Here is a 9,773-nt window from a genome sequence, read left to right as displayed (position 1 = left end):
CCCCGGCTCAGCGTCGTCATCGCCACGTACAACCGGCTGCCCCTCATCACGCGCCTGCTCCAGCAGCTCGCCGGCCAGACGCTGCCGCCCGAGGACTTCGAGGTCGTCGTGGTGGATGACGGCTCCGCCACCGACGTGCGCGGCCCGCTCCTGGAGCTCAAGCTGCCCTACGCCCTGCGCGTGGAGGTGCAACAGAACGCGGGCGCCGCCGCCGCGCGGCACCGGGGCGTGCTGGCCGCGAAGGGCACCGTGGTGCTCGTCACCGACGACGACATGCAGGTGGCCTCCGACTTCCTCGCGCGCCACCTGGCCCACCACCCGCCGGGCTCGCGCAACGTCGTGCTGGGTCGCATCCGGCCGGACCCCGAAATCGGCGACATGCCGCTGTTCGAGCGCTGGTACGCGCACCTCAACAACCGCATGGCGGAAGAGCTGTCCGTCCCCGGCGCGAAGGCGCGCGGCAACCACCTGTACACCGGCAACGTGTCCTTCCCCCGCGCGGACTACGTGGGCGTGGGCGGCTTCGACAAGACGCTGGGCCAGTCCGAGGACGTGGAGCTGGGCGTGCGCCTGGAGAAGGCCGGCTGCGCGTTCCTCTTCGCCCCGGACGCCTACGTGCTGCACGGCAGCGACCACGTCAGCTTCGAGAAGTGGATCCGCCGCGCGCACCGCTACGGCATGTTCGACACCCACGTGTCCGTGAAGCACCCGGACGTGAAGGGCGTGAACCCGTGGCGCCTGCTCTTCGAGACCAACCTCCTGTCGCGCCCGCTGCTCGCCTCCGCGGTGGTGGCGCCGGAGGCGTCGCGCCGGCTGACGAACGCGGTGGTGAGCGCGTCCCAGATGGCGGACAAGCTGGGCCTCAAGGGCGCCGCGTTCGCGGGCACGTCCGTGGCGTACGGCATGGAGTACCTGCGCGGGGCCCGCACGGAGGCCGGTGGCCTCAGGGGCATCGCCCGGGGCGTCGCGCGCTACCTGCAGGGCCGGGGAGACAGCCAAGGATGAAGACCCTGATTGGAGCCCTCATCTCGGACGCGGTGGAGATGGCCAAGGCCGCCACCGGCACCTCCGACGCGAAGTCGCTGGCCAAGGTCGTGCTCACCAGTGATTCGTACCGCATCACCGCGCTCAACCGCGCGCGCGAGGCGGCGATCGCCTTCCACATCCCGCTGCTCAACCACGTGCTGCGCGTGGCGCAGACGGCGGTGATGGGCATCGAGATTGGCAGGGACGTGACGCTGGGCAAGGGCGTGTACTTCGTGCACAGCCTGGGCATCGTCATTGGCGGGGACGCGCGCATCGGCGACCGCGTGCGCTTCTACGGCAACAACACCGTGGGCACCGCCAAGGACAACGGCTACCCCGTCATCGAGGACGATGTCTGGATTGGCGCCGGGGCCCGCATCCTGGGGCCGGTGCGCATCGGGGCGCGCTCGCGCATCGGGGCGAACGCGGTGGTGCTCCAGGACGTGCCGCCGGACAGCGTCGCGGTGGGCATCCCCGCGCGCATCTTCCCGCGCAAGGACCAGGACGAAGTCGCACTGTAATCGCAGTTGGTGGTCGGCTCGTGCCGGGGGATGCGTTGAAGAAGGTCATGGCTGACAGTGCGAAGCAGGCGCGGTGGAAGCGGAACATCATCCTCACGTGCGCGGTGCTCGGAAGCAGCGCCGGCGTGGCGATGGCGCAGCAGGACGCTGGCGCCCCCAGGGACGCCGCCGCGAAGCCCGCCGCCCCCGTGGATCCGTCCGCCTCCGTGATCGTCTACGACGGGGGCCTGAAGCCCGGTTGGAAGGACATCGGCTGGGCGCCCCGGGAGCTGCCGAAGAGTGCGCCCGCGCGGCTGCGGATGTTCAACTACGGCGGGTGGATCCTCTACCAGCCCAAGCTCACGGGCGCGTACGGCGCGCTGACGTTCCGCTTCACCGCGCCGGAGGCCTACGGCGAGTTCCTGGACGTGCGCCTGGACGCGCCCGGCGCCGCGGTGTTCCCGCACGTGCGGATCAGCCCGGAGTTCATCGTCAAGAAGGACCGCGAGTGGGCGGAGGTCGTCGTGCCCATGGAGGTCCTCAACCCGCGCAACCTCCCCTTCGACCGGCTGGTGATGCGCGCGTCGAAGGACGTGGGCCGTGACTGGGTGCTCTTCGACAAGGTGGCCCTGGTGCCGCTGGCGCCGGACATCGCCGCCGCGCGCGCCGCTGGCGGTGGCCGCGCGGGCCGGGGGGCGGGCAAGGAGTCGAAGATGCTCATCGACTGCGCCGCGCCATCCAAGCCCATCAGCCCGCTCATCTACGGCATCGCGCTGGACGGCAACCGCGAGACGCAGGACACGCACCAGTGGAAGCTGGGCGCCACCATCCGCCGCTGGGGCGGCAACCCCACGTCCCGCTACAACTGGAAGCTGGGGCGTGCGTGGAACACCGGCAACGACTGGTACTTCCGCAACGTGCAGCTGGGCTTCGGCGCGGATGACTTCCTGGCCTCCAACCGCAAGAACAACATCCAATCCGCGCTCACGCTGCCGCTCATCGGCTGGGTGGCCAAGGACACGTCCTCCGTGGGCTTCCCGGTCTCCGAGTTCGGCCCGCAGCAGGCCGTGGACGACACGGAGCCCGCGGGCGGCAATGGCATGCGCCGCGACGGCACGCCCCTGCCCCCGGGCGCGCCTGGCACCACCAGCGTGCAGGCCCCGCCGGAGTTCATCTCCGAATGGGTGCGCTCGCTGAAGGAGGCGGACTCCAAGCGCGGCGGCGGGCCCGGGAGCAGGGGCGTGAACATGTACATCCTGGACAACGAGCCCGCCCTCTGGAGCTCCACGCACCGGGACGTGCACCCCGAACCGCTCACCTACGACGAGCTGCTCAAGCGCACCATCGACTACGGCACCGCGGTGCGCCGCGCGGACCCGGAGGCCGTCATCGCCGGCCCCGCCGAGTGGGGCTGGACGAACTACTTCTGGTCCGCCGCCGACTTCGCCCCCGGCCGCCCGCCCTACACCGACCGGCGCGCGCACGGCGACGTGGCGCTGATGCCCTGGTACCTGCGCGAGCTGCGCGACCACGAGAAGAAGACGGGCGTGCGCGTGCTGGACGTGGTGGACGTGCACTTCTACCCGCAGAGCAACGTGGGCCTGGGCCTGGAGGGCGCCACCGACGTGGAGACCAACGCGCGGCGGATCCGCTCCACCCGCGCGCTGTGGGATCCGACCTACAAGGACGAGTCCTGGATTGGTGAACCCATCCAGCTCATCCCCCGCGTGAAGCAGTGGATCGCGGAGAACTACCCCGGCCGGGGCATGTCCATTGGCGAGTACAACTTCGGCGCGCTGAAGCACATGAGCGGGGGCCTGGCGCAGGCGGAGGCCCTGGGCCGCTTCGGCCAGCAGGGGCTCACCTCCGCGTTCTTCTGGCAGTACCCGCCGGAGAACAGCCCCACGTTCTGGGCGTTCCGCGCGTACCGCGACTTCGACGGCAGGGGCGGCCGCTTCCAGGACGTGTCCCTGCCCACCACCGCGCCGGAGGGCACCAGCCTGTTCGCCTCGCGCGACGCGTCCGGCAAGAAGCTGGTCGCCATCCTGCTCAACTTCGACCCGGAGCAGGCCGCCCAGGCCCAGCTCGAGCTCAAGGGCTGCGGCACGCTCAACGCCGTGCGCGTGCTGGGCTACTCGGGCGCGCCGGGTGGCTTCACCGAACAGGCCGCCGGAACGAAGGCCGACCAGGCCCTGTCACAACGCCTTCCCCCCTACTCCATCACCGTGCTCGACCTCACGGTGAAGTGAAGACGACGCCTTGACCACCGCACACGCCAAGTCCGCAGCCTCGCCCCGCCCGCGCCTGAACATCGGCCACCTCGCCATCGACCAGCTCACGTTCCCGGAGGCCGTGCAGGCCATTGGCGAGCTGGTGGACGCGCACCAGGGCGGCTACGTCTTCACCGCCAACGTGGACCACGTGGTGCTCGCGGAGACGAACACGCGCTTCCGCGACGCCTACCAGAAGGCCACCATCTCCGTGGTGGACGGGATGCCCATCGTCTGGGCCTCGCGCATGCTGGATGTCTCCCTGCCCGAGCGCATCGCCGGCTCCGACCTCATCCTCCCCCTGGTGAAGCTGGGCGCCGAGCGCAAGTGGCGCATCTTCCTGCTGGGCGCGGGCCCCGGCGTCGCGGAGAAGGTGGGCCTCCAGTTCCAGGCGCAGTACCCGGGCATCGAGGTCGTGGGCTGGGACTCGCCCATGGTGAACCTGGACGCGGGTGACGCGCAGAACGACCCCATCGTCGCGCGCATCCGGGAGAAGGATCCGCACCTGCTCTTCGTGGCGCTGGGCAGCCCCAAGCAGGAGGTGTGGATCTCCCAGGTGGCCCAGAAGCTGGGGCCCACGGTGGCCATCGGCATTGGCGCGGGGTTCGACTTCATCGCCGGCACCGCCAAGCGCGCCCCGGAGTGGATTGCCCGCTCCGGCTTCGAGTGGCTCTACCGCCTCACCCACGAGCCCAAGCGCCTGTGGCGCCGGTACATCCTCAATGACTCGCAGTTCGGCGTCATCCTGCTGCGCGAGCTGTGGCAGCGCACCGGCCGCAAGCAGGGCGAGTAGGGCGCCAGCGATTCGCATCCCGGCTGTCTGTCCTTGAATTCTGGGTTTGAGGGGCTTTGCCCCTCCCTGGACATTTACAGACAAGCTTGAGTATCCTGATCCCGCACGCCTTTCGCGGGGTGTTTCCTTCCAGCCAGACGTGGGAACCGGACCACCAGGGCGCGGAAGCTGACGCGCGGGTGGGCGGGCCGACGTGTGTCTGGGGTTGGGGCTTTCCGCGTCCGCGGGCGTGCCCACCCACCACACCGGACGCACCCATGTCCCCTGTCGTTCCCCGTTCGTCGCCCCGTTGGGCGGCGCGCCTCGTCGTGTTCGCGGCGTTGCTGCTGTCAGCCATTGGCCTGCCGGCGGAGGCCGCCACCAACACGGAGGCCACGCAGAAGGCCATCCACTTCCTGAGCTCGGACGTGGCCAACTGGACCACGTCGCAGAACTGCATCGCGTGCCACCGGCAGGGCGCGGCGGTGTTCGGGCTGTCGAGCGCGAAGGCCAATGGCTACAACATGGCCCAGCCCACGACCAACGGCCGCACCATCCAGGGCAACCTGGACTTCCTCGCGCAGCGCATCAAGACGGACCAGCGGCCCGGGGGCAACTGGCTGCACGAGGGCAGCGCGTACCCGAATGAGAAGACGAGCTGGGCGTCGTTCGGCCTGGCGGGCTTCGACCAGTACGTGTCCACGCAGTACAGCAGCGCGCTGGTGATGGCGGCCAACTGGGCGGTGGGCATCCAGCAGGCCAGCGGGCGGTGGCCGGAGGACCACATCAACTTCCCGGTGGACCACGGCAGCGTGCCGCTGACGGCGCGCTTCATCGTGACGCTGGCGCAGGCGAAGCAGCGCGTGGACCCGGCGAAGGCGGCGCAATACCAGGCGGCCATCGACAAGGCGGCGGCATACCTGCGCGCGAACGTGGGCAACAACGACACGTCCGGCACGGGCGACGGCATGCCGTACACGTTCCAGAAGTCGTGGGCCATCGTGGGCCTGAAGGCCGCGGGCCCAGGCACGGGCAACGTGAACACGAATGCCATCACCGGGCTGGCGAACCAGCTGGCGGCGATGCCCCCGGTGGGCGGCAAGGGCTGGGGCAACCTGCCCTCGGACGCGTCCAACGACTTCGCCACCGGCATTGGCGTGTATGCCATGTGCCTCGCGGGCCTGGAGCCCGCAAGCAACGCGCGGCTGTTCAATGCGATTGAGTGGCTGAAGTCGCGGCAGGCGGCGGACGGCAGCTGGGGTTCGGGCACGGCGACGCCGGACATCCCGACGACGTTCGCGTCGCTGGGCCTGGCGTGCTTCGGGGACTTCAGCGTGGAGGTGTCCGTGGTGGGCGAGGACACGAAGATGTTCCCCATCTACGACCCGGCGGTGCAGGAGACGACCTACACGTTCCGGGTGAAGAACCACGGCTATCAGGCGGACACGTACACGCTGAGCGCGGCGGGCGGCCTGCCGGGTTGGACGTCCACGCTGAGCCGGCCCACGGTGTTCCTGGCCTCCGGCGCGGAGACGACGGTGACGCTCACCGTGCGCGCTCCGGCGAACCTGCTGCCTTCGCTGCTGTCGGAGGTCACCGTGACGGCGGCCTCGGGTGGCGCGGCGGGGGTGTCCGCTTCGGCGCGCATCCGCACGTACACGCCGCCGCCTCCTCCAGTGACGGGCCGGGCGACGACGACCACGATTCTCACGCCCGCGGCGAACGCGACGGTGACCATCGGGCAGGCGACGCAGCTGTCGGCCCGGGTGGTGGACGCGGTGGGCACGGTCGTCACGGGTCCGCTGAAGGGCGTCGTGACGTTCTTCGTGGCGGGTGTGGCGATTGGCGCGGATGACGACGCGGATGGCAATGGTGTGTTCTCCCTGCCGTGGAGCCTGTCCACGGACACGTGGACCATCACCGGGGCGCAGGACTACCGCGCGGTGTACTCGGGGGTGACGCTGGCGACGCCGCCCAACCTCCTGGGCAGCACCGCGTCCCAGACGCTGATCATCAATGCCTATCCGTACACGCCGCCGGAGATCATCATCGGCAACCAGCCGGCGTTCATCCGGGAGACGACGCTGTCGGTGTGGGGCTTCGTGAAGCCGGCCACCAACGGCGCGGTCATCAACTACGCGGCCTTCATCGTGAATGGCGGCCCGCCGGTGGTGGTGAACCCCGAGGCGAGCGGCGGTCTGGTGTTCACGCCGGTGCAGTTGGTGGAGGGCCCGAACATCATCCAGCTCACCGGGCGCGACACCCTGGGCGGCATCACCACGAAGCAGATCAATCTCACGGTGGACCGCGTGCCGCCGGTCATCACCATCCAGTCGCCGGTGCAGGGGGCGGTGGTGGGCACGGCCCTCGTGGACGTGACGAGCCTGATTGATGAGCAGACGCCGACGCGCGTGGAGACGCAGTGGGTGAACAGCACGCTGCTGGAGTTCGGCACCGGGTCGGTGACGCACCCGGTGAGCATGCCCAACTTCGGCGAGCAGGGAATCCTGGTGCGCGCCACGGACGCGGCGGGCAACGTGACGGAGGCGGTGGTGCACGTCTTCGTGGACGCGGGCACGCCCACGGTGACGACGGATCCGGCGGACGGGGTCACCTTCGGGCCGCGCGCGAACCACACGCTGCCGTATGTGATTCGCGTGTCGTCCATGTCGGCCACCACGGTGAAGCTGGGCAGCCAGATGTTCCAGTTGCCGCGCGGCGGCGGGGAAATCCAGACGTCGGTGGTGCTGGCGTCAGGGGTCAACACGCTCACCATCGACGTGACGAACGAGGCGGGCCGCAGCGTCCGCACGACGCGCACGGTGCGCTATGACACGCAGGCGCCCACCGCGACGCTCCTCACGCCGGCTCCGGGCAGCACGGTGGGCGGCGTCATCACCCTGTCGGCCCGGGTGACGGATGCGCTGAGCGGCATCAAGAACGTGGCGTTCTCACGGGACGGGTCGGGCATCCGCGCCGGCACGCTCCAGTCCAACGGGACGTGGACCGCGGAGCTGGACACCCGCGAGCTGCTGGACGGAACGCACACCGTCGATGTTTGGATGACCGACGCGGTGGACAACTTCGTCATCCAGAGCTTCAGCTTCACGGTGAAGAACAACCCCTGAGCGCCTGACAGGGATTGACGCGGTGCCCTTGGCGGGGCGGGAGGTCCTCACGGGCCTTCCGCCCCGTTGTCTTTTCTCAGGGGGTCCTGGCGGGGCTCGGGGCCGGGCCGCATGCTCGGGCAGGGTTTCGCGTGGGAGCAACGCCATGGATGCGCGCAGGACCGGGGTGTGGATGTTGTTGCTCGTGCTCGTCACGGGCTGCGCGGGCGGCCCCACGGTGCGGTTGCGCACCGGAGAGGGCCGGGTGCGGACGCATGCGCCGCGGACCTGGGACCGGCGTGTCCCTGTGAGTGCGGGGGACTTCGAAGCGGCGCTGTCACGACTGGTGTTGGACGTGCCGTTGACGGTGCGGCCTTCGCGGCAGGGGCGCGTGGTGCGCGCTTCGGCGGGCGAGGGGGCGCTGCGGGACCAAGGGCTCGCGTACCTGCTGCGCGACCGGTACGGGAAGTGGTGCCGGGCCCATGAGGCGCAGGTGGACTGTCTGTCCTTGCTGGAGCAGGGGGCGGGCTTCAGCGCGATGGACCGGCTGACGCTCGCGGTGGGGATGTCCTTGGAGCCGCTGCGCGAGAGCCTCGCGGACGCGGTGGAGGACACACTGGATCCGGCGTTCTTCGTGTCCGTGGTGGTGGGCGCGCTGACGTCGTGGGTGGTGCTGGCGGCGGCGCCGGAGCCCGTGTTCACCAAGGCAGCGGCCGTGCTGGCCGTGGTGGTGCTGGCGTACCTGGGGATTGAGTCATTCCTGGCGGTGGTGAGGGCGTGCGGGACGCTGAAGGCCGCGACGGACCGGGCCACGACGTTCCAGGAGCTGGAAGAGGCGGGAGAGACCTTCGGTCGGGTGCTGGGGCCGGAAGTGGCACGGCTCTTCGTGCTCGCGGTGACGGTGCTGGTGAGTCACGGCGTGACGCTGGGGATGTCGTCGGCGCTCACGGGGCTGCCCGGGTTCACGGAGGCCTCGGTGCTGGGGGCCTCCCAGGTGGGCATCCGGCTCTCGGCGGTGGCGGAGGTGAGCGCGGTGGCGGTGGTGGACGGCGCCGTGGAGGTGACGCTCGCGTCCACGGCGGTGGCGATGGCGGCGATGGGGCCTCCAGCGGGTGGCGGGCCGCCGTCAGGGGGGCCGGGGAAATGGGTGCAGGTGACGGAGTCCATGTCCGAGCGTGCCCGGGCGTATCAAGCGCAGGTGACGGGAACTCCGGAGGGGTCCGCGTACCGGGTGCAGGAGGGGGACATGGTCGCGGACTTCGACGGCTTCAATGCGACGGACGACCTGCTCCTGGAAGCCAAGGGCCCGGGCTATGCGAAGTTCATCAAGGACGACATGGACATGAAGGAGTTCTTCCGGGGCTTTGGAAAAATCCTGGAGCAGGCTGAGCGGCAATCCGAACTGGCCAATGGAAGGCGGATCCGCTGGATTGTCGCGGAGGAGCGATTCGCCAACATCCTTCGAGAAGCATTCAAAGGCAGCCGGCTCAAGATAGAGGTCGTGCACGTCCCACCCGTGCCATGAGGAGTCCTGGAGCCATGAAAGAGTCGTACTACGCGGGCTGCTACTGGGTGGCCCGGCAGGAGCCGATCGAGGCTTGCGCCCAGCGATTGGCAGGCTTCCTCCAGCAGGTGAGCCCGCTGGAGCCCACGTGGAGCCGCTGGCATCAGGCGGCCGCCAGCTTCAAGAAGGCCCGTCAGCTTCAGGTCCAGCTGGACACACCCACGCTCGCGAAACTCCTGGGCCGCAAAGCCCATCGGTTTGGCGACAGGTCCAGCTTCTGGCTCTGGGCAGGCGAAAACGAGGAAGAAACCACTGGATTCCATGGCAGCTGCGGGAGTTCCTCAACGCGGGTGGCCTCTGTCTGCGTCCTCAACTCGCTCACTTCGGGCCGGGTCGCGGAGCGCGTGCTGACCGCCCCCGTCCTGACCGGCGTGGTGCGCGCCATGGCGCTCGCGTGGGAGCCCGAGGTCGGCCTTGCCACCTCCCAGGAGCATCGGAACCTCACCGTGACCGATGAGTTCCCCGAACCGGGCACCTTCGTCGGCTGGGTCATGTACTTCGCCCACTTCCGGGGCACGGTCCCCCCGCTCCCCG

General features: G+C 69.8%; 7 protein-coding genes. All 7 read left to right on the top strand.

What is annotated here, in order from left to right; translation table 11 throughout:
• Positions 1-1,005, top strand: a 1,005-nt coding sequence (epsD, locus tag D7V93_RS28920; protein WP_120646462.1) for an exopolysaccharide biosynthesis glycosyltransferase EpsD, incomplete at its 5' end; no start/stop codon positions are given.
• Complete coding sequence (gene epsC, locus D7V93_RS28915; RefSeq protein ID WP_120646461.1) at positions 1,002-1,547, top strand: serine O-acetyltransferase EpsC; 546 nt, start codon at positions 1,002-1,004, stop codon at positions 1,545-1,547. The genes epsD and epsC, both read left to right, overlap by 4 nt.
• A gap of 47 nt (positions 1,548-1,594) precedes the next feature.
• Complete coding sequence (epsB, locus tag D7V93_RS28910) at positions 1,595-3,775, top strand: GH44 family glycoside hydrolase EpsB (RefSeq protein ID WP_120646460.1); 2,181 nt, start codon at positions 1,595-1,597, stop codon at positions 3,773-3,775.
• A gap of 10 nt (positions 3,776-3,785) precedes the next feature.
• The gene (epsA, locus tag D7V93_RS28905) at positions 3,786-4,589 is read left to right on the top strand and encodes an exopolysaccharide biosynthesis glycosyltransferase EpsA (RefSeq protein ID WP_120646459.1); all 804 of its coding nucleotides are present in this window, start codon (positions 3,786-3,788) and stop codon (positions 4,587-4,589) included.
• A 257-nt stretch (positions 4,590-4,846) separates the two neighbouring features.
• Positions 4,847-7,696: an Ig-like domain-containing protein gene (locus D7V93_RS28900; RefSeq protein ID WP_120646458.1), complete on the top strand. Its 2,850-nt coding sequence runs from the start codon at positions 4,847-4,849 to the stop codon at positions 7,694-7,696.
• 145 nt (positions 7,697-7,841) lie between these two features.
• The gene (locus tag D7V93_RS47460; protein WP_120646457.1) at positions 7,842-9,200 is read left to right on the top strand and encodes a restriction endonuclease fold toxin 5 domain-containing protein; all 1,359 of its coding nucleotides are present in this window, start codon (positions 7,842-7,844) and stop codon (positions 9,198-9,200) included.
• A 14-nt stretch (positions 9,201-9,214) separates the two neighbouring features.
• The coding region (locus D7V93_RS28890; protein WP_120646456.1) for an Imm52 family immunity protein at positions 9,215-9,773 on the top strand (559 nt) is incomplete at its 3' end.

The organism is Corallococcus llansteffanensis (assembly GCF_003612055.1).
Taxonomy (GTDB): domain Bacteria; phylum Myxococcota; class Myxococcia; order Myxococcales; family Myxococcaceae; genus Corallococcus; species Corallococcus llansteffanensis.
Note: the sequence above shows the minus strand (reverse complement) of the source record. Positions and strands in the feature narration are given on the sequence as shown.

Coding starts and splice junctions, on each gene's coding strand:
- D7V93_RS28900 (WP_120646458.1), top strand. CDS start 4,847: ATGTCCCCTGTCGTTCCCCGTTCGTCGCCCCGTTGGGCGGCGCGCCTC.
- epsB (WP_120646460.1), top strand. CDS start 1,595: ATGGCTGACAGTGCGAAGCAGGCGCGGTGGAAGCGGAACATCATCCTC.
- D7V93_RS47460 (WP_120646457.1), top strand. CDS start 7,842: ATGGATGCGCGCAGGACCGGGGTGTGGATGTTGTTGCTCGTGCTCGTC.
- epsC (WP_120646461.1), top strand. CDS start 1,002: ATGAAGACCCTGATTGGAGCCCTCATCTCGGACGCGGTGGAGATGGCC.